Source organism: Labrys sp. HAY1-8F (assembly GCF_056754975.1).
Genome location: NZ_JBPGWZ010000002.1, coordinates 4,610,373 through 4,632,134, shown reverse-complemented (window position 1 = coordinate 4,632,134; position 21,762 = coordinate 4,610,373). Strand labels below are relative to the sequence as shown.

The following is a 21,762-nucleotide window of genomic DNA, read 5'->3' as shown; positions in this document are numbered from 1 at the left end:
GGCAATCTCCCTTTACTGCAGGCGCAGATTGACGGGTGGCTTGGGCGCTGCAGGCCCACCCCCGCCGCGACCAGGCTGCGGCGCGGCCTGCTGGCGCGGCGGATGGGCGCAGATCTTCGCCTTGGTTTTCTGAGTCTGGGCCAGGTCTGCCGAGATTTGCCTGACATTCTCGTCCGTGATCGAGCAGAACTCCTTGTTGGACTGCATGTAGTCCAGCATCTTCTTGTCGTTCTCGATGTAGGAGGAGAGACTGCCGCAGAACTCGTTGAATGTCTTCTTGGCCTGTTCGAAGGTCTTGGGCCGCCCGCGCTTGTTGATCGCCTGCAAAGCCAGTGCGATCTTCCCACGGCGATCGATCATCGGCTGCAGGTCTTTGTTGCAGAACTGGTTGCCGATCGGAGCCGACTCCTGCGCTGCGACCGGTGCTGCGGCCAGCAAGGTGCCGGCGACGAGGGAAATCGAAACGAGACGCAACATGAGGACATCCGCAAGATTGGTGGTGACACTCTCGATACAGAGGAACTATTGATCTCGCAAGTTCGGGGCAGCTTGATGGCGTGTCCACCCCCTGTTTTTCTGCAAGCAGGTTCTTACCGACCCAGCACGTGGCTCGGTCGGTAAGAACCTGCAAGATCTCAAACATTTGCAGAGTATCTCGATATTGCCCCCTGGTGGGCGACCTCGAAATACTCTGCTTAGAACAAAGACCCGGTACATGGCCGCCTATGATTTTCTTTCCGTCCGGCTTTTCGTCGATGCGCCGCTCGGCGAAGGACAGCCGGTCGCGCTCGACAAGACGCAACAAAACTATTTGGGCAATGTCCTGCGCCTGAAGTCGGGTGCGCGCATCCTGGTCTTCAACGGCACGGACGGCGAATTTGCCGCCGCGGTCGCGCATGAAGGCAAGCGCATCGGCCTGGAGGTGGAGGAGCAGACCCGGCCCCAGACCCCGATACCGACACTGCGCTGGCTGTTCGCCCCCCTCAAGCACGCCCGGCTCGACTACATGGTGCAGAAGGCGGTGGAGATGGGCGTCGGCACCATCCAACCCGTGATCACCCGCCGCACCCAGGTTTCCAGGGTCAATCTCGAGCGCATGCGGGCGAATGCCATCGAGGCGGCCGAACAATGCGGCGTGATTTCCGTGCCTGAGATCAAGCCGGAACAGAACCTGATGCGTCTTGCCGAAGACTGGAACCCCGACGTGCATCTGATCTTCTGCGACGAGAGCGCTGCGATCGCCAGCCCGCTCGAGGCGCTCGCTGCCGTTCCCAGGGGGCCGCTTGCCGTGCTGATCGGCCCGGAAGGCGGTTTCGACGATGTCGAGCGCAGCGCCATCGGCCGCATTCCCAGCCATACCCGCCTTTCACTCGGTCCCCGCATCCTGCGGGCCGACACGGCGGCGGTGGCAGCCCTCGCCTTGGTGCAGGCTGTCCGCGGAGATTGGCGCTGAGGCGAGCTCTCCTGTGGAGCGCGGACTTCCAGTCCGCGCTCCAGTGCCCCTTCTCACTTTTGACGCGATCTTGTATCGGCGCCTGATTGTTTTCCCGGATGGCACTGTCTATGGTCCGGGCCGTTTTGTAAGGTTCTCCCCGCATGGCCCGCGACGTAATCGATTCAACCCCCATTGGCTCGCGCGACGAACTCGTCGCCTGGATCGAAAAGGGCGTCAAACCGCCGTCCCAATTCCGGATCGGCACGGAGCACGAGAAGTTCCCCTTCCGGGCCGGCACGCACCAGCCCGTTCCCTATGAAGGTCCCAACGGCATCCGCGCCTTGCTCGAGGGCATGCAGGCGATGCTCGGCTGGGAGCCGATCATGGAAGGCGAGCATATCATCGGCATGCTCGACATCACCGGCGGCGGCGCCATTTCGCTCGAACCCGGCGGCCAGTTCGAACTCTCCGGTGCGCCCGTGCCCTCGATCCATCAGACCTGTTCGGAAATCCACGCCCATCTCGCCCAGGTGCGCGAGATCGGCGGCCCGCTCGGCATCCGCTTCCTGGGCCTTGGCATGTCGCCGGTATGGACGCGGGAGCAAACGCCGCGCATGCCCAAGCGCCGCTACGAGATCATGACGAACTACATGCCCAAGGTCGGCGTGATGGGCCTCGACATGATGTACCGGACCTCGACGGTGCAGGTGAACCTCGACTTCTCCTCCGAAGCCGACATGGTGAAGAAGCTGCGCGTCTCGCTCGCCTTGCAGCCGATCGCCACCGCCATCTTCGCCAATTCGCCCTTTCTGCACGGCAAGCCCAACGGCTTCCTGTCGCTACGCTCGGAAGTCTGGCGCCACACCGATCTCGACCGCACGGGCATGCTGCCCTTCGCCTTCGAGGATGGCATGGGCTTCGAGCGTTATGTCGACTATGCCCTCGACGTGCCGCTCTATTTCGTCAAGCGCGGCGACGTCTATCACGATGTGGCCGGCTCTTCCTTCCGCGATCTCCTGGCCGGCACCCTGCCGCAATTGCCGGGCGAGCGCGCCACCATGTCGGACTGGGCCAACCATCTCGGCACGCTATTTCCGGAAGTGCGGCTGAAGCGCTATCTGGAAATGCGCGGCGCCGATGCCGGGCCGACCGGCAAGCTCGCGGCCTTGTCGGCCTTCTGGGTCGGCCTGCTCTATTCCAACGAGACGCTCGACGCGACCTGGGACCTGGTGAAGGACTGGAACGAGGCCGAACGCCAGGCCCTGCGCGATTCCGTCAGCCGGCAGGCCCTGAAGACTCCCTTCCGCCGTGAGAGCGTCCGCGACATCGCCCTCAGGACCCTCGCCATCGCGCGCCAGGGACTCAAGGCCCGCAACATCGAGGATTGGGAAGGCCGCAACGAGGAGCATTTCCTCGACGGCCTGGACGATGTCGTCGAAAGCGGCGTCACCGCCGCCGATGAGATGCTGGCCCGTTTCCATGGCGAATGGGGCGGCAAGATCGATCCGGTCTTCGACGAAAAGGCCTATTGAACCAGCCGGGCAAAGCCCGTTCGATCAAAACGCTCTGGCGCTTCGAAATAACGGGTGCTGCTTGGCCCAGCACCCATTCGTCAGGCAGCTATTGCAGCCCGGCCTTCGGCAAGGGCCGGGCCGCCGGAGGTGTTGGGCCGCCGCCATAGAATTTCGATGCCGGATTGGCCTGCAGGAAATCATACACCACCATCCCGATCGGCCGTTTCGGGCGCTCCGCCCCTGGCTGTTGCCACGGCACGACCTGCCGCAAGGCCGCGAGAGCTTCGGAAGGTGCCTTGCCGAAATTGCGGGATGGATTCTGGATCTTTCGGATTTCCATCCAATAGCTCGCCGTGAGCAGGTCATGCGCGAGCAATTCGAAGGACAGGTCGACGGCCTTGCGGGCGCGCTCGGTCTTGATCCTGGTCTGCGCCTGGAGGTCTTCGACCGTCGAGACGATGGCCTGCCCGGCCGGCGTGACGGGCGTACCCATCTCCGAAAGTTCCTGCCACAGGTCGGTCGGCAGATATCCGCCGAACGTTGGCGTGTTCCTGCGTGTTTCGGCGTTCAGGATATCGGCCGGCTTGACCACCGTGAAGAACGGGTTCTTGAACCGTTCGATCCGTTGGGAGACCGCAGCGCCCATATTCGTCAGGGCAATGGTGAACGCTTCGACCTGATTGGCAAGGGGATAGGGGTCCCAGTTCGCGTTGGAGAAGATGTAGCCCTGCTTGCCGCCACTGAGAGGCCCACCCTTGACATGGTATTTCATGAATTGAGGTGTGCTCAGTTCCCAGGAACTTTCGGGCGTGAGCCCCGGCATGGTGGCCGGATTGTGGTCCGATGAATTGATGGAAAGGCTGACGGAATCCCTGAGTTCCGCCCAGGCATGCCAGGCCGATCCCTGTCGCTGGCTCGAGGCCCGCATGCTTTCCGGATCCTGAATGATGCGCGCGGGATCGTCATCGAACAGATAGCTGCCCCTGATCATGTCCATGATGCGGGCGGCGTCCCAGGTCAGCCAGTCATAGGGACGCATCGCTTGGACCGGAGCCGAAATCGGCGTCACGCTGGAATTCATGCCCAGCAGGTCCATTGCGTAAGTGAGATCTGCCCATTCCAAGAGCCTCCGGGAGTCTTCGAGCAGCAGAACCGCTTGCGCCTGCGCATAGGCATTGGTGCTGATCAACGCCGCCTCGTCCGCGGCAAAAGGTTCGAGGGGCTTGATGCCGGCCTGGGCGAGAGCCTGGGAGGCGGGCATTCTGACGCCGCGATAATAGGCGTCCCCTTCCCCGACCATCGCGGCCCCGATATTGCCCATCGTGTTCAGATCCCCCTCGCCGAGCGTGCCGCGCGACTGCACGACGGGAGTGACCCGCTTGTTCAGCATGTCGACGAGAATTTGCGTCAGAGGCGGACTGGCCGCCTCGTATGACATCGTATTGGCGCGAATGGCCATGATGGCCCGCACGAGAGCCTCTTCCCGGATCTCCGGCCCATAGCCATCCCTGACACCGTCCTTGAAGCGCGCGAGCTGCTGATCCTTCAAGAGCCTGGTGTTTTCCGGGGTCGTCGGATCGCCCGAGAATATCACCGTCTCACGCTGATCTCCCGCACCACGATTGAACCAATAGATCGTGACGTTCTCGGCAGCGCCCTGCAGCAAAAGGCCATAGGCATCGGCCGAACGTTGACGCGCTTCGGGGCTGAGCTCGACCTTAACGCCATTGCGTGCGATCTCGACAACCTGCCGGTAGGTGAGATCGCGTCCCGTCAGCGTGACCGTCTTTTCGACTTCGGTCTCGGTGATCGGCTGATATTTGTTGGTGTCTTCAAACGCTATCGCGTGCGGCACCGAGGAAAATAGGAAAGCAACGACCGCGGCAGTCAGAAATAGACGAATTGGATACCTGGTACGCCTCGACATACGCATTTCTCCTATCGGTTAGCGGAAAGCTCCCAATACAACGCTTCACTAATTAGAAAAAAATATTCATATAAGTAAAAATCCCTGCAGCTCCTTGTCAATCGGGCCAGTGGAAAATTCGGATCGCCCAGCCGCCACTGCCGGTATCGAAGCCTGTTGGGCAGGCCCGTCGTTCCGGCCCGGTTGAAGCGTCCGCGTCCCGCAACCATCAATCGGCGCGATGACTTCCATTCGCGAGCTTGATTGGACCGATCCGGCAAATCCCCCGATAATCGAGGCCATGAGCAGTACGACTTTGAATGCAGGGCCGGGCGGGGCAGCACCGCTCGGAGCCATTGATCTCGGCCTCTATGCCGGGGTGGTCTTCGTGTGGGGAACCTCGTGGATCGCACTGCACATGCAACTTGGCGTGGTCGCGCCGGAAGTCTCGCTGCTGTGGCGCTTCCTGCTCGCCGCGGTGATGATGCTGGGCTGGGTCATGCTGTCGGGTGGCCCACTATCCTTCGCCTGGAAGGACCATCTCGGCTTCGCCGGGCTCGGCCTGCTGCTCTTCTCCAGCAATTTCCTGTGCTTCTACTATGGCGGCCTGTCGACGCCATCCGGCCTGCTCGCCGTGGTCTTTTCGCTGACCTCGGTGTTCAACATCGTGCTGAGCGCCCTCATATTCGGCCAGAAGCCTAGCCTGCGCTCGGTCATCGCCGCCTTGATGGGTTTTGCCGGCGTCGGCTTGATGTTCGCGCCGCAACTCGCCGGCGACCATCTTTCGAGCGCGGCCCTCACCGGCCTCGTTCTGTGCGTGGTCGGCACCCTCAGCTTTTGCTTCGGCAACATGCTGACCCTTAGCCTGAAGAAACGCGCCATTTCCCTGACCTCGGCGACCGCCTGGGGCATGGTCTACGGTTCGCTTTTCTTGTTTGTCTTCAGCATCGCACGCGGTCAGGCTTTCATCATCGAGCCCAATCTGCATTATCTCGGCGCCCTGCTCTGGTCGGCCCTGCTCTCCTCGGTCGCCGCCTTTGCCGCCTATCTCACTTTGCTGTCGCGCATCGGCGCCAGCCGGGCCGGCTATTCCACCGTGCTGTTCCCGGTGGTCGCGCTGGCCATTTCGACGATCTTCGAAGGCTATGTCTGGACCACGCTCGCCATATCAGGCCTCGCGGTCGTGCTCGCCGGCAATCTGCTGATGCTGACCGGTCGGCGCTGATCATGCCCCTGGAAGCGCGGACGTCCCTACGACACTCGAGAGAGTGTCGGAGGATCCGCAGCTTGGAACCACGACGCTTGCAGCAAGAAAAAGCGGACGAGGACGTCCGCGCTCGCGGAAATGGACCCTTCTCTCCTGGCTTATGACTGATTCTGGTCATAAGGTTGCCGGCCGGCAAAAACAGATATGGCAGCGAGGAGCCGCGGTGAAGGATAGCGTCAGGTCGGGACAGGAAACAGGCTCGGCGGCGGGAGCCGGCGCGATCCTCTGGCTGATCGCCTCCGGAAAGGCGCGATCGCGTTCTGCCCTGATCGAAGCCTCCGGCCTGTCGCGCTCCACCGTGACCGAACGCCTCGCCGCCCTGTTCGCCGCCGGGCTGATCGAGGAAGCACCCGATGCGATGCCGAGCGGCGGCCGGCCCGCGCGCCTCATCCGACTGAACACCGCCTTCGGCGTGACGCTTTGCGCCGATATCGGCGAGAGCCATGTGCGCCTGGCCGTCACCGATCTCGAACCACGGATCCTGGCGGAAGCGGTGGGAAACATCGATATTCGCCGCGGCCCAGTGCCGGTTCTTGGCTGGATCGTCGAGCAGTTCCGAGCGCTGCTTGCTGAGATCGGGCGCGACAGCGGGGACGTACTCGGCATCGGTCTCGGCCTGCCGGCGCCGGTCGACCACGAAGGCGGCCGCGTCGTTGGCCCTTCCGTGATGACGGGGTGGGACGATTTCGAAATCCGCACCTGGATGCGCCGCCAATTCGACGCCCCGGTCGCGATCGAGAACGACGTCAATCTGATGACCTTGGCGGAATATCGTCGTTTCTGGCCCGGTGTCGGCCAATTCCTCTACATCAAGGCGGGAACCGGCATCGGCAGCGGCATCATCACCGATGGCCGTCTCTATCGCGGCGCCCAGGGCGCGGCCGGCGACATCGGCCATATTCAGCTCACCCACGCCCCCGCTCCGCTCTGCCGCTGCGGCAAACTCGGCTGCGTCGAGGCACGGGCCGCCGGCTGGGCCATCGCCCGCGATCTGCGGAGCCACGGTATCGAGGCCTCGGCCGCCCGCGACATCATCGCGCTGACCCAGGCGGGCGAGCCGGAAGCCGTGCGGCTGGTGCGCGAAGCCGGACGCGTGCTCGGCGAGGTGACCTCCGACGTGGTCAGCGTGCTCAATCCCAGTGTGATCGTGATCGGTGGCACGCTCGCACTGGCCGGCGAGGACCTGATGTCGGGCATTCGCGAGCTGGTCTATCAGCGCTCGCTGCCGCTGGCCACGCGCAACCTCACCATCGCGCCGGCCCAGTCCGATCTGCCCACCGGATTGCTGCTCGGGGCCGCCTTGCTCGTCATCGAAATGCAGACGCGCCTCGAAACGATCGAGCGCACCATCCTTCGGCATCAGCGCCCGCGCGCAGCCTGAAACTGCGCGACGACTTTTGAACAGACAAGAAGGGTCACCCCTCCCTTTGCGTCAATGTAAATTCATCAGAAATTAGACAAACAAAATCCCCGCCCTGAAGATTTTCATCTTCGAGGTATAGTCTTCCACCATGCTCTCGATGCTGAAGAATTCATTGCGTTAAATACCGTGACAATACCGTGATTCCGGATTGATCATCCGGGATTTGCAAGTCGACAAACCTGCGCTTCCTACCCATCATTGCTGCCACAAGGGGGATGCAATGACTGGAATTGTCGATCGCTTGCTGATCCTGCTGGCACGGGGAACGAGCCGCTTTCGCATCTGGTACCGCTGGCCCTTCCCTGTGAGCGTTGCCATCATGCTCGGCAGCCGGGGAATCTTGAGACAGAACAACCTCTTCGATACCGAGACGGCACCCGCGCGGCCCGACCCGGCGGATGGCTTCGACATTCTCCAGTTCCGCACGGCCGACGGCAGCTACAACGATCTCGCCCAGCCCTGGATGGGGCGGGCCAAGACACGCTTCGGCCGAAACGTCGCATTGAACAAGACCTATGGCGAGGTGGCGCCAACCTTGTACGAGCCCAATCCGCGGCTGGTCAGTTCCAGACTGCTGGCGCGCCAGGCCTTCGTTCCCGTACCGCATCTGAACGTATTGGCGGCGGCCTGGATCCAGTTCATGGTGCATGACTGGCTGAGCCACGGCACCAATCTGAAGGAAAATCCCCATCGCTTCGACGTCCCGGAGGGGGATGACTGGCCGGCCAGGACGATGGAGGTGCTGCGGACCCCGACGGATCTGACGGAGGCGGACCAGCCTGGACGGCCGGCCGCCTACACCAACACCGAGAGCCATTGGTGGGACGCCTCGCAGATCTATGGCTCCAGCCTCGCGCTGCAGATCCGCATCCGCAGCGATCCCGCGACCGGCGCGATCCGTGCCGACGGCAAGATCCATCTCGACGAACGCGGCCATCTGCCGGTCGACACCGAAGCCAAACAAGCGGGATCGGAACTGTCCGGCGTCAACGGCAATTGGTGGGTCGGCCTCTCCGTGCTGCATACGCTGTTCGCCCGCGAGCACAACGCCATCGTCGACCGCCTGCGCATCGACCATCCCGACAAATCCGGCGAATGGCTGTTCCAGAAGGCCCGTCTGGTCAACGCCGCCTTGCTTGCCAAGATCCACACGGCCGAGTGGACCCCGGCCCTGATGAACTCCCCGTCCGGCCGTTTTGCCATGCGCGGTAATTATTTCGGCCTGCTCGGCGAGACCTACAAGAACAGCTTCGGCCGTATCAGCGACGGGGAGATCCTGTCGGGCATCCCCGGTTCCCCCAAGAACCATCACGGTGCGCCCTATGCCATGACGGAGGAGTTCGCTGCCTGCTACCGCCTGCATTCGCTGATGCCGGACAGCTTTTCCTTCCGCCGTCACGAAGATGACGACGCCCTGTTCGAGCGCGGCCTCACCGACGTCTTCGCGGGCAAGACCCGCACCGTCTACCAAGAAGCCGGCTTTCTCAACGTCGTCTATTCGCTCGGCACCTCTCACCCCGGCGCCCTGGTGCTGCATAATTTCCCCAACACGCTGAGAAGGCTCGACAAGAGGGTGGAGGAGAACATCTTCGCCGACCTCGCCGCCATCGACATTCTGCGTGACCGCGAGCGCGGCGTGCCGCGCTATTGCGAGTTCCGGCGCCAGATCGGCGCGCCGGTACCACGCAATTTCGAGGAACTCACCAATGACACGACCTGGCGCTCGGAGCTTGCCGAAGTCTACCGCACGGTCGAACAGGTCGACCTCCTGGTCGGCACCCTGGTCGAGAGCAATGCCCATAATGGTTCGCCGCCCGGCTTCGGCTTTTCAGACACGGCCTTCCGCATCTTCATCCTGATGGCCTCGCGCCGCCTCAAGAGCGACCGCTTCTTCACCGAGGATTTTCGTCCCGAGATCTATACGCCGGCCGGCTTCCGCTGGGTCCAGGAGAACTCGCTCCTCACCGTGCTGCAGCGCCATGCCCCGGAACTCGCGCCGGCCTTCACCGCGACGCGCAACGTCTTCTTCCCCTGGACCAAGGCGAGCAGGTGAGATGACCCGCCGCATCCATATCCCCTTGCTGATTGATCTTCTCGAGGTCGACGATGCCGCCACCATCGGTGCGATCGACCGGGATCCCCGTCTCGACCGTGCCTATGACAAGGCCGGCCCCTTGTTCAACCGGATGCTGGCCGGGCGGCTGACCCGGGTGTTCAGCATCGACGGGACCCTTCTGCCCACCATGCGCGGCCGCGACGACGCCGGACGGCGCGCCGCCCAGGCTGCCCTGGCCGACAGGCTGCGGCATGTCCTCCTGCCCGATCTCGCCGGTGACCATGCCCTGATCGCCTATGTGCGCGGCGACGTAACGCGCGACAGAGCGGGACCGGCCCTGCAGGCCCTGATCGCGCAGCAATTCGTTCCTGGCTTCACCCTGGACGATGCGGCGGCACAACGCCTCTGGGAAGCCGCGATCCGCTTCGATGCCACCGCGCGAACAGTCAATCCGCTGCGTTGGCTGCAGCAGGCCCTGTTCGGCACCCTGCATGCCGACAGGGACATCCTGGCTGCCGCGGTCGGACGCAATCCGGAGGCCATCCACGCCATCGGCATCGCCGTGCACAACATCATGGCGAGCCTCGACCGCCTGCGCGCCCTCCATGACGATAGCGCCAGCCGCCATGCTCTCGACGGCAAGGCGGCGGCGATGGCTTGCCTGGCGGCGCCTGATTCCGTGCTGCGCCAGGCCAAGGGCGTCGCCGACGTCCCGGGTGGCTCCCTGACGCATGGGACCCTGGTGCGCTTCAAACTCGCTCATGCGGCCGCGCGCACGCTCGACCCCGCCACCGCCTTTCAGTCGGCCTCCTGGAGCGCCTGCCCCGCCTCCGGCTTCGTGTTCAGGCTGCTGGAGCAGATCTGGACGCGAGCGCGCCGCTAGAGCCCTTGCGCAGGAAAACATCGCCATGACCCAGGATCCGATCTTCACGCCGCTTCATTTCCGCAGCCTCACGGTGAAGAACCGCATCTTCCGCTCCAGCATTTCCGGGCGCTGGGACAATGAGGACGGCTCGCCCACCCAGACGCGTCTCAACTGGGAGAGCAAATTCGCCAGGGGCGGCATCGGCGCCATCATCACCTCCTTCGTGCCGGTGGCGATCGAGGGACGGATCGCAGCCAACTACGCCACCAATCATCGCGATGCCTTTATCCCGCTCTGGGCCCGCATCGCCGAAGCAGTCCACGTCCATGACTGCCGCTTCATCATGCAGCTCAGCCATTCGGGCCGGCAGATGGACGTACCCGGTGTCACCAACCAGCATCGCCCGGTGGCAAGCCCCACCAATGCGCGCGAGACGCTGCACGGCTTCCCGACCCAGGCGATGACCGCAGGCGAGATCGCCATCCTGGTCGAGAAGTTCGGGAGAGCCGCCTGGCGGGCTCGGGAGGCAGGCTGCGACGGCGTCGAGTTGCATGCGGCCAACGGCTACCTCTTCACCCAGTTCCTCTCCTCCGGCATCAACGACCGCGCCGACCACTATGGCGGTTCGCTGCCCAACCGGGCGCGTTTCCTCCTGGAGGTCATCCGCTCGATCCGCAGCCATGTCGGCCGGGATTTCCATCTGCAGGTCAAGCTCTCCGCGGTCGATCGCAACAACGTCATTCCCTGGGAAAAGAAGGGCAACACCATCGACGAGGCCATCGAGGTGGCGCGCTACTGCCAGACGGCGGGGGTCGATGCCATCCACGTCTCCACCGGCTCGCTGTTTCCCCACCCGCTCAACCCGCCGGGCGACCTTTCGCTGGAGACCCTGGCCGTCGTCTATGACGCCATGATCGCTTCCGGCCTGTACGGCCTGCGCAATTTCCTGCTGTTCCGCTACCCGGCTTTGCGCCCGATCTTCCGCTGGCTGTGGTTCCGCATGAAGAAGGGCCATGGCATCGAAGGCATCAGCCTGGAGGAGGCGCGCCAATTCAAGCAGGCCCTTGCCATCCCGGTGCTGGTCACCGGCGGCTTCCAGACGGCCTCGGTGGTCAGGCAGGCTCTGACCTCGGGCCAGTGCGACGGCGTGGCGATCGCCCGTTCCCTGATCGCCAACAACGATCTGCCGCAGCAATGGCAGGCGGGGCACGACCGCCCCGCCAATCCCTGCACCTATTGCAACAAATGCCTGGTCAATGCGGCCAAGAACCCGCTGGGTTGCTACGAGGAACAGCGCTTTCCCGACCGCGACGCCATGCTGGCCGCCCTCTACTCGATCTACGCGACGAAGCCCAATCTGGTCATTCCCGGCATGGAGCCGTCCAGTTCGAGCCTTGCTCCCGCACCGGCCAACGCCGCCCGAACCACGAGAAAGCGCAACACCCCTCACCCCGTTTCATGAGCCGATCGGAGGTTGCTGCCCGAACACGGCCAAGGAAAAGCGCGATGCCGCAACCCTATTTCGTCACCGAAGTCGAGCGCCAATTGGCGCAGCGCCGCCGGAAATGGCAGCCGGTGCGGCTCGTGCTCATCGCTGCCCTGGTGACGGTGTTCTATCTCGCTTTGACGGCCGCCATTCTCCTCACCCGCAACGACACGCCTGTTTATGGCGAGGCGATGGAGCATTTCAAATATGGCTCGATCGGCTCGGAGACGGAAAGCGGCATCCCCTACCGGGTCTGGCAAGCTCTGCCCAGGATGTTCCCGGATGCCTTCGAAAAGCGCGACGACTACAGCGCCTTCGGCTTCCTCTATGAAAAGGACGCCCTGGGGCGCCAGCGGGACCTGCCCATCGGGGTCTCGCGGAGGACGGTACGCGGCGTCGACATGGTCTGGCTCAACTGTGCCGTCTGCCACACCGGCACCTACCGCATAAGCGCTGATGCCCCCCGCATCATCGTGCCGGCGATGCCGTCCAACAATTTGCAGTTCGAGCGGTTCGTAAGCTTCGTCCTCTCGACCGCAGCCGACGAGCGCATGGCTCCGGACACGCTGATTCCCGCGGCCGAAGCTGCCGGCCATCGCTTCGGCGCAGTCGAGAAGATCGCCTGGCGCTATCTCGTGCTGCCCAGCCTGCGCGAGGGCCTGATCGCGCGGCATGCAAGGCTCGAATCGCTGCTGGCCCACCAGCCCGACTGGGGCCCCGGCCGGGTCGACACCTTCAATCCCTACAAGGTGGTGCAGATGAAGATCCCCGCCGCGACACTGACGCCGGCCGAGGTGATCGGCGCCGCCGACTTCCCGGCGGTCTTTGAACAAGGGCCGCGTGAGGGCATGCATCTGCATTGGGACGGCAACAACACCTCGCTGGCCGAACGCAACCTTTCGGCCGCGCTCGGCGCCGGCGTCACCCCCGAGACGGTCGACCATGCCGCCATCAAGCGCGTTGCCGACTGGCTGCTCACGCTCAAGCCGCCGCCCTCCCCCAACCAGCCTGAGGCCGGAGCCGTTGCGCGGGGCCGCTCCACCTACAAGGCTGCCTGCAGTTCCTGCCACGGCGAGCAGGATCCTGCAGGCTACCAGTTCCGGGGCGACGCGATCGGCAAGGTCGATCCGATCGCCAGCCTCGGCACCGACAGGGCCCGCCTTGACAGCTACACGCCGGCCTTCCGGCAAAGGCAGCTCACCGAACTGTTCGCCGGCACGCCCTATGCCTTCAGATCCTTCGAAAAGACAGACGGCTATGCCAATCTGCCGCTCGACGGCCTGTGGCTGCGCGGGCCCTACCTGCACAACGGTGCCGTACCCACGCTGAAGGACCTGCTGGCGCCGCCCGCCCAGCGTCCGGCTGCTTATCTACGCGGCAGTGACGTGGTCGATCCCGTCAATGGCGGCTTTCTCTCGCCGCCCTGCGATCCCAAGGCCCCGACACCGGCGTCCGGCTTCTGCTTCGATACCGCCAAGCCTGGCAACGGCAAGGATGGCCATCTCTACGGCACGGATCTGCCCGCATCCGTCAAATCGGACCTGCTTGCCTATCTGCTCACCTTCTGACCGTGAGAACCCCACCATGACCGATCAGAACTCTCACCCTCGGATGGACCATGGCGCAGGCCGCCAGGGCCCTGCGCAGCTACCGGCTCATCCTCGGCTTCAACATGGCCGTGCATGTGCTGATCGGGCTCGCCTGCATTCTCTGCCCCGGCTGGGTTTCGCAGATGGCGGGCCTGCCGGAAGCCATTCCGGTGGGCTGGGAACGCGGCTGGGGCGCGACGCTCCTGCTCGTCACCGCCTTGTATGTCCCCGGCTGGTACAGGCCGCTGATTGCCCGGATGCCCAATCTGATCGGCATCGCGGGCCGCCTGTGGATGGCGCTGATCTGGCTCCTCTGCGGCGGCGGCTTCCTGTGGTTCGCACTGTTCGACGGCTTCTTCGCCGTGGTGCTCGCCTTGCTCTACCGGCGCCTGCTGACCAGCCAGCTGATGACGCGTCCCTGATGCCGGATCCGGACTCCACGAGCGGTGCCGACGCTCCCCTTTAAGTTCGAGGCCGCCAGGGCCATATCACAGGCGGGAATGCGGCCCCGGCCCGCCATGCTCGGGATTGCTCCGCCATGGCGTTTTGATGATTCAGGGGCATCGCGGATCGCAAAACGCGGCGGAACCAAGAGCCAGAGCAAGGAAGCGCTTACGCCTCGACCTGCTCGGCTCCGGGAGTATCGCCATGAACCCCATCACCCTGTTCGCCACGAGTGTCCTCGCCCTGGCTGGCGCCGGCTCGGCCTATATCGGACAATACTGGCTCGCCGGCCTCCTGTTCCTGCTCGCCCTCATCGTCGCCGCCTCCCTAAAAATGGCCAACACCTGGCAGAAATTCGTGGTGCTGCGCGCCGGCAATCTGCAAGGCGTCTACGGCCCCGGCCTGTTCCTGATCATTCCGGTCATCGACAATGTCGTCGCCGTGATCGACGAGCGCATCCAGACTACCGCCTTCAATGCCGAGCAGGCCCTGACGCGCGACACCGTGCCCGTCAATGTCGACGCTATCATCTTCTGGCATGTGCATGATGCCCAGAAGGCAGCGCTGGCGATCACCCATTACCGCGAGGCGATCGATCGCGTGGCGCAGACCTCGTTGCGCGAAATGATCGGCGCCGCGATGCTGTCCTCCCTGCTGTCCGATCGCAAGGCGGCCGATGAGCGCCTGCGCGCCGTCATCGGCGGCAAGACCGCCGAATGGGGCGTCACCGTGATGTCAGTGGAGATCCGCGACGTCGCAATCCCAGTGGCCCTGCAGGATGCGATGTCGCGCCAGGCCCAGGCCGAGCGGGAAAGAGAGGCCCGCGTCATTCTCGGCTCGGCGGAAGCCGAAGTCGCCAGCAAGTTCGTGGAAGCGGCCGAAACCTATGCCAACCATCCGGCCGCCCTGCAGCTCAGGGCCATGAACATCATTTACGAGACGACCAAGGAACGGGGCGCGACCATCCTGATCCCGACGTCCATGGTGGACAGCCTCAATCCCGCCTCGGCCCTGGTCCTGGCGAACCAGGGTTCGCCGAGCCCGCTGAAGAGCGTGGCTTGAGCAGGATCGGGTCAGGCGGCGGACTCGCCGCCCTTCGGTCCCCAGAAAATCACCCAGGTCTCAAAGTCTTCGCTGAAACTCTCGAAGCGATGCTCGAGGCCGGCCTCGACGAAGATCACATCGCCCGGCGCGAAGGCTTGCAGCTCGCCGGCCTTGGAGAAGGTGCCATTGCCGGCAATCACGATATAGAGCTCGTCCTGTCCGTGCGGCGTCTGCAGATCACGGCCGACGGGCTTGTAGAGCTCCACCGTCATCGAGCCGTGCGCCATGCCCGTGAAGAACGGTTTGCCGTCGCCGCCCAGATTGTCGCGGAAATAGGAAAGGGGCTTGAGCCAGTCCATCGCCCTATTCCGCCGCTTCGTTCTGCGCCAGATTGTCGAGGCTCTGGATGATCAGGTTTGCGAGCGCATCGGCCAGCGAGGTCTGCTCGCGCCAGTTGCGCACTAGGCCGATCTTGCAGGACGGCAGCGGGGGGAAGCCGTCGGTGGGGCCGAGGACGCGCATGCCGGGCTTCAGCGCGCTTTCCGGCAGCACGGAGACCGCAAGGCCGGCAAGGACCATGGCGCCGACCGCGGTGGAATTCCAACTCGAATAGAGCACGCGATAGCTGCGATTGATGGTTTCGAGCTTTTCCTGTGCCGCCTGCCGCCAGCCGCAGCTCGCTCGGCCGAGCGCAAGCGGCAGCGGCGTCTCGGTATGGACCTGATGGCGGCTCGAGGTCACCCAGAGCAGGCGTTCGTGCCGCACGAATTCGGCCGCACCCTTGTGCTCGACATGGGTGATGATGGCAAGGTCGAGATCATTGGCGTTGATGCGATCGATCAGCATCGGTGTCGGCTCGCAGACGATCGTCACCTCGACCCGGGGATTGGCCTGCGAGAACCGCGCCATGATCTCCGGCAGATAGCGATCGGCGTAATCGTCGGGAATGCCGATGCGGACGCGCCCGGTCAGTTCGTTCTGAGAGAAGGCGCAGACCGCATCCATGTTGAGCTTGACGATGCGCCGGGCATAGTCGAGCAGCTTGTCGCCGTCTTCCGTCAGCTTGGAGGCTCGCCCGTCACGCTCGAAGATCGGCTTGCCGATGCGTTCCTCCAGCCTCTTCATCTGCATGGAGACGGCCGATTGCGTCTTGAAGACGATGTCGGCGGCTCGGGTGAAGCTGCCCGTTTCGGCAATGGCGATGAAGGTCCTGAGCTGATCGATATCCAACAGCACGGCCATGGCACCCTCCCCTCGAATAAAGCGCGTTCCGCCCTACATCGCCTGAGGTGCGTGCCTCGCTGAGCCATCAGGGGTACGATAACAATCGCTTATGCTGAACATTAGAAACATTCGTTGGATTGATCAATGCCAATGTTTCATAGTGTTACCGTTCAGTATTGGTGATGAGTTGAGCGGTCCATCCGGGAGCGCAGCATCACCGGCCGCCCGATGGAGAATCCGATGAACAGCGTTGTCGTCAACAGCCAGTCTTCCTCTCTCGTCTCGACCCTCGTCGAGATGGTGCGCGCTGTGTTCGGCAAGGTAACCCGTCTCGCCGTCGCGCTTCACAATCGCCGAGAAATCAATCAGTTGGCCACTGCGGATGCGGCGATGTTGCGCGATCTCGGCCTGACGCCGACCGATGTCGAAGGTGCCCTTTCGCAGCCGCTCTGGCGCGACCCGTCGGCTCAGCTCGTCGCTGCGCAAATGGATTGGCGCAGCTCAGTCAAAGCCGCCAAGCATGACAATTTGGTCGGTCTGCACGTCTGATGCATGACCGGCACGACTTCTGGCCGCTTCCCCTGCGGCAGAACGCCCCGGAAGCGTGACTTCCGCACCTCAGCCCGCTTCGCCTGAAGCGGGCTTTTTCATGTCACATCCGCTACTTCTTGCCGAACCAGGTTTCGAGCAGCGACTGCATCGCCTCGGCCTGCGCCTTCTGGATCTGGCTGCCCGCTTCGAGCATCTGATCCATCACCGCCGTCGCATCGTTCTTGGGAGCAGGTGCCGACATCGGCGCCAGGAACGGCGCCCACAAGACCGATAGGGCGCTGTTATCGAACCAGGGCGCCGGTTTGGCCTGAGGGGGCTGGAAGGCCCGCATCATCGCATCGAACATCTCGCCCAGCGGATGGCTGGGTGCCGGCGGCACGGCCGCCCGCGCCAGGCCGCTGACCAGGATGGAGGCCAGCGACGGCAGCATGGCTGAGATCACTGGGGCGGCGACACCGCTCTGCAATGCGGCAAGCTGGGATAGCGCCTTGGTCATCTCGGACGTGCCGAACAGGGCGGCCATCACGCGCTGGCCCTGCTGAGTCGCCTGCTGGGTGAAGGCCAGCGCGGCGTCCTGGAAGCTGTCGACCTGCGGCACCCCCGACAGGCCGAAGAAATCCGGCGGTTCGGACGCCGTCTTCGCCTTCTCCACCTCTCGCTTCAGACCGAGCGAAAAAGCCGGCATCAGCGCCTCGGCGGCCGCCAGGGCCTGATTCTGGCTGAGCTCGAAATGGCGGGCCAGATTGTCGATCGCCTGCCCGTTCTGTGCGGTGTTCAATAGATCGAAGAGTGTGTTCATGCCGCTTCCCATTCCACCGCCGTTGCGGCTCTCAGACCTGTTCGGGAATCTTGAGCCACCGCAGCGAGCGATAGGCCCACCATACACCAAACACGCCGAAGATCACCGCGCCAAGCCCCTGCCCGGCCAACGCCCCTTCCGCTCCCCAATATTTTGCGCCGAGCATGGCAAAGGGAATGGTTCCCAGCGTGGCCTTGCCCCAGTTGGACAAGGTCGCGGCAAGAGGAAAGCCGAGATTGTTGAAGGAAGCGTTGGCAACGAAGAGCAGCCCGTGAAAAACCCACGATCCCGCCGCGAACAGGCAGAAGAAGGTGATGAGCTGGGCGGCCTGCGGATCGACGATGTTGAACAGGCGGATCACCAATTGGTGGGCGGCCGCCAGCACCGCCCATACCAGCAGGGCATAGAGGGTGGTGAAGGTGAAGGCATCGGTCAGGGCACGGCGCACCCGGTCGAGCCGCCCGGCACCGTAATTCTGCCCGAGAATCGGCCCGACGACGCCGGAGAGCGAGAAGATGCCGCCGAAGCAGAAGGCGATCAGGCGCCCCATCACGGCATTGCCTGCCACGGCGCCGTCACCGAAGGGAGCCAGCACGGCCGTCATGTAGCCATTCGCCACGGGGGTGGCGAGATTGGCGAGCATGGCCGGACCGGCGATCGCCATGATCGGCCTGGTATCGGCGAGCGCCCCGCGCAATGACAACTGGCCGACCAGATCGTGGATGCGGGAGGCGCCATACCAGCCGACCCAGACGGTAACCAGCCGCGAGATCACGATCACGATCGCCGCCCCTTCGACACCGAGGCCGAACCAGAGGATGAAGATTGGATCGAGGATCGCCGCAGCGATAGCTCCCGACAGGGTGACATACATCGCCCGCTTGGCGTCGCCGACCGAACGCAGCACGCCGGAGAGCGCCATGCCGCTGCCCATGAGCACGCCGCTCGGCACGCTGATCTGGAGGAAGATGGTGGCAAGCTCCAGGGTGCGGCCAGTTGCCCCCAATTGTGCGAGCAACCAGGGAATCAGCGGAAAGGCGATCGCAGCCACGCCGGCATTGATCAGGATCATCCAGACCAGGATGGAAGCACCGTAACGCCGCGCCAGTTCGCGATTATGGGCTCCCAATGCGCGCGAGCACAGAGCGCCCGCCGAGATCATCACGCCGATGCAGATCGAGGTCGCCAGAAACAGCACCGCCGCGCCATAGCCGACCGCCGCCGTCGCCGCAGTATCGCCGAGATGGGCGATGTACCAAAGGTTGATGAGGTCGACGGCGAACACCGACATCAGCCCGATCGAGCCCGTCGTGGTCATCACCACGACATGACGCATGATCGAGCCGGTCACGAACTTTGCCGTCGGTGACAGGGAGGCCGGCTGCGCCGGCGCCTCGGCGGGCGAGGCGTCGTCGTCGGCTTGAGGATGGCGCATTTTCAGTCCAGTTCGAACGGACAGGCTGCCCGAAGCGGCTCGCAGCGGCGGGTCGGCCCTGCCCTTTGCCCGTGGCCGGGCGGTCAGGGCTTCGATATAGGCCGATATCCCACGGTGGGAAACCCCAATCCTTTCGCCCCTTCTCTCGCCCCTCGCCACAAGCAACTCGGCGCGGTAGCCTATTTTCGAGCGGAACGCGGACGGTTGGACATCCGTTTCGATCGGCCACATTCTGTAGGGACTTCAAATCTTTGCGGGCCTCGCCAGGCTCACGCCTTTTAGGGGCGAAGCTGACGAATCCTGCCTGGCTGGGAAGCCACGCCATGATTGCGCAAGAACCGATTGCCGACCTGCCGACCCATCAGGTGACCAACCAGGTCCCGCCTCTGCTCGACTACAATCTGTTCGAGAGCGATCCCGGCCTGCAGGCCGCTTTGGAGCGCGAAGGCGCTGGCTGGGCCCGGGACGCCGCAAGCGCCTTCGGGGCGTCGATCGGAAGCGCCGATGCCATCGCCCTCGGCGAGGCGGCCGGCCGGCATACACCCGAACTGCATAGTTTCGACCGCTTCGGCCAGCGTATCGATCATGTCGAGTTTCATCCTGCCTATCATGCGCTGATGGCCTGTGGGCTAGAGGCCGGCATCCACTCTTTGCCTGCCTCCGGGCAGGCCGGAGGCTTCGTCGCCCATGCCGCATTCGAATATATGCTGACGCAGATCGAACCCGGCGTGTGCTGTCCGATCACCATGACCGGCGCCAGCCTGGCCGTGCTACGCCAGGCTCCCGATCTTTATGCCGAATGGGGACCTCGCATCCTGGCGAACGTTTATGATCCCTTGTCCCGGCCGGCGGGTGACAAGGCGGCCGCGACCATCGGTATGGCGATGACGGAAAAGCAGGGCGGCTCTGACGTCAGGGCCAATACCACGCTCGCCAGGCCTCTCGACCAGGATCTCTACGAACTCACCGGGCACAAATGGTTCTGTTCGGCTCCGATGTCGGATGGTTTCCTCACTTTGGCCCAGGCTCCCGGTGGGTTGAGCTGCTTCTTCACGCCGCGCTGGCGGCCGGATGGCCGGCGCAACGCCATCTTCATCCAGCGTCTCAAGGACAAGCTCGGCAACCGCTCCAACGCCTCGGCCGAGATCGAATATGCCGGGGCCCTGGCCTGGCGTATCGGCGAGGAGGACCGCGGCGTCGCCACCATCATGGCCATGGTCAACCAGACCCGGCTCGATGCTGCCCTGGTCTGCGCCGGCATGATGCGCCAATGCGCGGTCCAAGCGGTGCATCACGCCGCCCATCGCCGAGCCTTCGGCAAGCTCCTGATCGACCAGCCCTTGATGCAGCCGGTTCTCGCCGACCTCACGATCGAGGCGGAAGCCGCCACCATGCTGGTGATGCGCGTCGCCCGCGCCTTCGACGGGGATAGCCCGGAAGAGAGCGCATTCGCCCGCATCGGCGCCGCTATTGCCAAGTTCTGGGTGACCAAGCGCCTGCCCAATCTGAGCTACGAGGCGCTGGAATGTCTCGGGGGCAACGGTTTTGTCGAGGAAGGCCCGCTCGCCCGCTTCTATCGCGAGGCCCCGGTCAATGCGATCTGGGAGGGCTCCGGCAACGTCAACGCGCTCGACGTACTGCGCGCACTCGGCCGTGAGCCCGCGACCGCCGAGGCCCTGCGCGTTGAACTGGAAGCCGCGCGCGGGTTGGATCGGCGCTACGATGCTTTCATCACAGCCATCGAGGCAGGAATGCGGGCGGATGGCATGCAGGAAGTGCTGGCCCGTCGCCTGGTCGAAGACCTGGCCCTGGCGCTGGAGGCCTCATTGCTGCTCCGCCACGGCCCCCCAGCGATGGCTGAGGCTTTCGTGGCGGGCCGTCTCAATGGTGGCATGCGCGGCTGCTACGGAGCCCTGCCCGCCGGCTTGAGCCTGCAGCCGATTCTGGATCGGGCGAGGATCTGAGTCATGCCAAAGCCCACGGCGGTCCCAGCCTTGGCGGCAGCTCGACGTCACTTCAGCTTGTCGAAACCTTCGCCGAAGCCCTTCAGGGTGAGGGGAATGCCGATTCCCTCTTCCGGGGTCTGGAAGATGATGAAGGTGGCTTCCTTGCCGGTGCGCAGCATGCCGATCTGGGAATCGTCGAGCACCACGTCGGCCAGGCAGCCCGTCGGCAGGCAGCGCACGAAGGCGGCGCGGCCGACATCCTTGCCGTCGATCTTAAGGCCGAGGCCGGAAGGCAGCAACACGCCGAGCGGCGCGATCACCCGCAGCAGCCGGCTCTTCTGGTCAGCCGTGCGCAGCACCAGCACCGACAAGGCCACGTTCGGGCGATCGGACGCCGTGACCGCCTGCACCAGGGCGCATTGCTCCTGCTGGGCGCCTGGCGGGGTATCGCAGCGCACCTGCCAATTGTCGTGCGTGGAGCGCAGCACGCCGAGCTGATCGGTCTGCTGCGCCACGGCGGGACCGCCGAGCACGACAGCTGCGAGCAGGCCCGCCAGGGAGAGGCCGGCGGCGCGGCGCGCCGTAGCCGCAAGACCTCGAGCCGCAAGACCTCGGGCCGCAAGAGCATGGTCCAGCATATGTGCCAACAAGTTACATCCTCGCCGAATCAGGGCCCGCGGGCCCGGTTTGGATTTCAGCCGCGACGGGTAGCAGACGGGTCCTGCCTGTCAAGCGTAGCGCCGCGACGGCGTCAGACCCAGGTTGACCGCACATCAT

At 64.1% G+C, this 21,762-nt stretch carries 19 protein-coding genes; 12 read left to right on the top strand and 7 right to left on the bottom strand.

Annotated features, from left to right (window positions below; translation table 11 throughout):
* Positions 1 to 12 precede the first annotated feature (12 nt).
* Positions 13 to 477 carry a hypothetical protein gene (locus ACR9ZN_RS30400; protein WP_434955336.1) on the bottom strand — a complete coding sequence of 155 codons (465 nt, stop codon included), beginning with the start codon at positions 475 to 477 and terminating at the stop codon, positions 13 to 15.
* 238 nt (positions 478 to 715) lie between these two features.
* Between ACR9ZN_RS30400 and ACR9ZN_RS30395 the strand changes: the two genes are divergently transcribed.
* Entirely contained in the window at positions 716 to 1,453 is a 738-nt protein-coding gene (locus tag ACR9ZN_RS30395) for a 16S rRNA (uracil(1498)-N(3))-methyltransferase (RefSeq protein ID WP_454813094.1), read from the top strand.
* Positions 1,454 to 1,596: 143 nt separating this feature from the next.
* On the top strand, positions 1,597 to 2,967 hold the full coding sequence (locus ACR9ZN_RS30390) for a glutamate--cysteine ligase (protein ID WP_481273981.1): 1,371 nt from the start codon (positions 1,597 to 1,599) through the stop codon (positions 2,965 to 2,967).
* Between the two features lie 88 nt (positions 2,968 to 3,055).
* Here the strand turns inward: ACR9ZN_RS30390 and ACR9ZN_RS30385 are convergent, their stop codons facing one another.
* Positions 3,056 to 4,876, bottom strand: a complete 1,821-nt coding sequence (locus ACR9ZN_RS30385; RefSeq protein WP_481273980.1) for an aromatic amino acid ammonia-lyase — start codon at positions 4,874 to 4,876, stop codon at positions 3,056 to 3,058.
* A 280-nt stretch (positions 4,877 to 5,156) separates the two neighbouring features.
* Here ACR9ZN_RS30385 and ACR9ZN_RS30380 point away from each other — a divergent pair, with 280 nt between their 5' ends.
* The 8 genes from ACR9ZN_RS30380 (at position 5,157) to ACR9ZN_RS30345 (ending at position 15,047) form a co-directional block, all read left to right on the top strand.
* Positions 5,157 to 6,080: a DMT family transporter gene (locus ACR9ZN_RS30380; protein WP_454813091.1), complete on the top strand. Its 924-nt coding sequence runs from the start codon at positions 5,157 to 5,159 to the stop codon at positions 6,078 to 6,080.
* Positions 6,081 to 6,285: 205 nt separating this feature from the next.
* A complete protein-coding gene (locus ACR9ZN_RS30375) occupies positions 6,286 to 7,503 on the top strand; it encodes an ROK family transcriptional regulator (RefSeq protein WP_454813090.1) in 1,218 nt (405 codons plus the stop codon).
* Between the two features lie 262 nt (positions 7,504 to 7,765).
* A complete protein-coding gene (locus tag ACR9ZN_RS30370) occupies positions 7,766 to 9,598 on the top strand; it encodes a peroxidase family protein (protein ID WP_481273979.1) in 1,833 nt (610 codons plus the stop codon).
* A 1-nt stretch (position 9,599) separates the two neighbouring features.
* A complete protein-coding gene (locus ACR9ZN_RS30365; protein WP_481273978.1) occupies positions 9,600 to 10,484 on the top strand; it encodes a hypothetical protein in 885 nt (294 codons plus the stop codon).
* Positions 10,485 to 10,509: 25 nt separating this feature from the next.
* Positions 10,510 to 11,928, top strand: a complete 1,419-nt coding sequence (locus ACR9ZN_RS30360) for an NADH:flavin oxidoreductase (RefSeq protein ID WP_481273977.1) — start codon at positions 10,510 to 10,512, stop codon at positions 11,926 to 11,928.
* 44 nt (positions 11,929 to 11,972) lie between these two features.
* Complete coding sequence (locus ACR9ZN_RS30355) at positions 11,973 to 13,520, top strand: c-type cytochrome (RefSeq protein ID WP_481273976.1); 1,548 nt, start codon at positions 11,973 to 11,975, stop codon at positions 13,518 to 13,520.
* A 50-nt stretch (positions 13,521 to 13,570) separates the two neighbouring features.
* Positions 13,571 to 13,963 carry a hypothetical protein gene (locus ACR9ZN_RS30350; protein WP_481273975.1) on the top strand — a complete coding sequence of 131 codons (393 nt, stop codon included), beginning with the start codon at positions 13,571 to 13,573 and terminating at the stop codon, positions 13,961 to 13,963.
* A gap of 226 nt (positions 13,964 to 14,189) precedes the next feature.
* On the top strand, positions 14,190 to 15,047 hold the full coding sequence (locus ACR9ZN_RS30345; protein WP_434955325.1) for a slipin family protein: 858 nt from the start codon (positions 14,190 to 14,192) through the stop codon (positions 15,045 to 15,047).
* A gap of 11 nt (positions 15,048 to 15,058) precedes the next feature.
* On the opposite strand, the gene ACR9ZN_RS30340 is transcribed toward ACR9ZN_RS30345, so the two are convergent.
* The gene (locus ACR9ZN_RS30340) at positions 15,059 to 15,388 is read right to left on the bottom strand and encodes a cupin domain-containing protein (protein ID WP_481273974.1); all 330 of its coding nucleotides are present in this window, start codon (positions 15,386 to 15,388) and stop codon (positions 15,059 to 15,061) included.
* A gap of 4 nt (positions 15,389 to 15,392) precedes the next feature.
* A complete protein-coding gene (locus ACR9ZN_RS30335) occupies positions 15,393 to 16,271 on the bottom strand; it encodes a LysR substrate-binding domain-containing protein (RefSeq protein WP_434955323.1) in 879 nt (292 codons plus the stop codon).
* A gap of 222 nt (positions 16,272 to 16,493) precedes the next feature.
* Here ACR9ZN_RS30335 and ACR9ZN_RS30330 point away from each other — a divergent pair, with 222 nt between their 5' ends.
* A complete protein-coding gene (locus ACR9ZN_RS30330) occupies positions 16,494 to 16,802 on the top strand; it encodes a DUF1127 domain-containing protein (protein WP_454813082.1) in 309 nt (102 codons plus the stop codon).
* A gap of 112 nt (positions 16,803 to 16,914) precedes the next feature.
* On the opposite strand, the gene ACR9ZN_RS30325 is transcribed toward ACR9ZN_RS30330, so the two are convergent.
* Positions 16,915 to 17,604 (bottom strand): DUF937 domain-containing protein, encoded by a 690-nt coding sequence (locus ACR9ZN_RS30325; protein ID WP_481273973.1) that lies wholly within the window; start codon positions 17,602 to 17,604, stop codon positions 16,915 to 16,917.
* A 31-nt stretch (positions 17,605 to 17,635) separates the two neighbouring features.
* Entirely contained in the window at positions 17,636 to 19,039 is a 1,404-nt protein-coding gene (locus ACR9ZN_RS30320; protein ID WP_481273972.1) for an MATE family efflux transporter, read from the bottom strand.
* A 323-nt stretch (positions 19,040 to 19,362) separates the two neighbouring features.
* On the opposite strand from ACR9ZN_RS30320, the gene ACR9ZN_RS30315 reads away from it, so the two are divergent.
* On the top strand, positions 19,363 to 21,003 hold the full coding sequence (locus tag ACR9ZN_RS30315) for an acyl-CoA dehydrogenase family protein (protein WP_481273971.1): 1,641 nt from the start codon (positions 19,363 to 19,365) through the stop codon (positions 21,001 to 21,003).
* A 47-nt stretch (positions 21,004 to 21,050) separates the two neighbouring features.
* On the opposite strand, the gene ACR9ZN_RS30310 is transcribed toward ACR9ZN_RS30315, so the two are convergent.
* A complete protein-coding gene (locus ACR9ZN_RS30310; RefSeq protein ID WP_454816700.1) occupies positions 21,051 to 21,623 on the bottom strand; it encodes an invasion associated locus B family protein in 573 nt (190 codons plus the stop codon).
* Positions 21,624 to 21,762 lie beyond the last annotated feature (139 nt).

Coding starts and splice junctions, on each gene's coding strand:
- ACR9ZN_RS30400 (WP_434955336.1), bottom strand. CDS start 477: ATGTTGCGTCTCGTTTCGATTTCCCTCGTCGCCGGCACCTTGCTGGCC.
- ACR9ZN_RS30395 (WP_454813094.1), top strand. CDS start 716: ATGGCCGCCTATGATTTTCTTTCCGTCCGGCTTTTCGTCGATGCGCCG.
- ACR9ZN_RS30390 (WP_481273981.1), top strand. CDS start 1,597: ATGGCCCGCGACGTAATCGATTCAACCCCCATTGGCTCGCGCGACGAA.
- ACR9ZN_RS30385 (WP_481273980.1), bottom strand. CDS start 4,876: ATGTCGAGGCGTACCAGGTATCCAATTCGTCTATTTCTGACTGCCGCG.
- ACR9ZN_RS30380 (WP_454813091.1), top strand. CDS start 5,157: ATGAGCAGTACGACTTTGAATGCAGGGCCGGGCGGGGCAGCACCGCTC.
- ACR9ZN_RS30370 (WP_481273979.1), top strand. CDS start 7,766: ATGACTGGAATTGTCGATCGCTTGCTGATCCTGCTGGCACGGGGAACG.
- ACR9ZN_RS30365 (WP_481273978.1), top strand. CDS start 9,600: ATGACCCGCCGCATCCATATCCCCTTGCTGATTGATCTTCTCGAGGTC.
- ACR9ZN_RS30360 (WP_481273977.1), top strand. CDS start 10,510: ATGACCCAGGATCCGATCTTCACGCCGCTTCATTTCCGCAGCCTCACG.
- ACR9ZN_RS30355 (WP_481273976.1), top strand. CDS start 11,973: ATGCCGCAACCCTATTTCGTCACCGAAGTCGAGCGCCAATTGGCGCAG.
- ACR9ZN_RS30350 (WP_481273975.1), top strand. CDS start 13,571: ATGGCGCAGGCCGCCAGGGCCCTGCGCAGCTACCGGCTCATCCTCGGC.
- ACR9ZN_RS30345 (WP_434955325.1), top strand. CDS start 14,190: ATGAACCCCATCACCCTGTTCGCCACGAGTGTCCTCGCCCTGGCTGGC.
- ACR9ZN_RS30340 (WP_481273974.1), bottom strand. CDS start 15,388: ATGGACTGGCTCAAGCCCCTTTCCTATTTCCGCGACAATCTGGGCGGC.
- ACR9ZN_RS30335 (WP_434955323.1), bottom strand. CDS start 16,271: ATGGCCGTGCTGTTGGATATCGATCAGCTCAGGACCTTCATCGCCATT.
- ACR9ZN_RS30330 (WP_454813082.1), top strand. CDS start 16,494: ATGAACAGCGTTGTCGTCAACAGCCAGTCTTCCTCTCTCGTCTCGACC.
- ACR9ZN_RS30325 (WP_481273973.1), bottom strand. CDS start 17,604: ATGAACACACTCTTCGATCTATTGAACACCGCACAGAACGGGCAGGCG.
- ACR9ZN_RS30320 (WP_481273972.1), bottom strand. CDS start 19,039: ATGCGCCATCCTCAAGCCGACGACGACGCCTCGCCCGCCGAGGCGCCG.
- ACR9ZN_RS30315 (WP_481273971.1), top strand. CDS start 19,363: ATGATTGCGCAAGAACCGATTGCCGACCTGCCGACCCATCAGGTGACC.
- ACR9ZN_RS30310 (WP_454816700.1), bottom strand. CDS start 21,623: ATGCTGGACCATGCTCTTGCGGCCCGAGGTCTTGCGGCTCGAGGTCTT.